The sequence below is a fragment of the Sulfolobus sp. B1 genome (genome assembly GCF_007050195.1).
Lineage (GTDB): Archaea > Thermoproteota > Thermoprotei_A > Sulfolobales > Sulfolobaceae > Saccharolobus.
In genome coordinates, this window is the sequence record NZ_QIMI01000349.1 from 1 (window position 1) to 625 (window position 625).

Genomic DNA, 625 nt, shown 5'->3' on the forward strand with positions numbered 1-625 from the left:
ATCGTTAGTATATCCTCTATGGAAGGATTTACCTTCGCAACGGCGCTATATTCACATACTAAGTCCCATTGCTAATAGATCCAAGGGATTATGCCAAGTGAGCAGTTCTACTTATGCCTAACTAAAATGCAGGAGAGGCTCAATATTTTAAGGTGAGAGAACCATGATTATATAATACATTGAATAACTTTTCTACCTCGCTGTAAAATAGAGCTATTGTAGTTAATATGTAACATTTAAAATACTGTATGAAACATGCTATTTAGTAATTTTTTAATAGAATTTCTTATGAGCATCGTTACTTCGGTTTTACTTATCCCTATTTCTTTACATAGTTCATCTAAAGATATTTTTCTGGGAATTTCAAAATAACCACCATTTAATGCTTTTAATACTATATCCCTTTCTCTTCTTGTAAATAGTAAGACAGGAACAAGACGTAAAGGCATTAATGAGAATAAATTGTCAACAGTGAGACTAGTTCTTCTAATATCTAATACTCTTAAATTATCATCTGCAGTTAATACTGTAATTAAGTTTTTAACCACTATATCATTTGAGATAAAATAAAATATTTCATGATTGTTAATAACTAATTGAGAGAAATCATTTATCCCACTCCTAT

At 29.8% G+C, this 625-nt stretch carries 1 protein-coding gene; it reads right to left on the minus strand.

All coding sequences use genetic code 11. From position 1 onward, the window contains the following. Positions 1-236: 236 nt before the first annotated feature. A partial coding sequence (locus DMP16_RS10645; RefSeq protein WP_185957879.1) for a helix-turn-helix domain-containing protein occupies positions 237-625 on the minus strand: 389 nt, incomplete at its 5' end.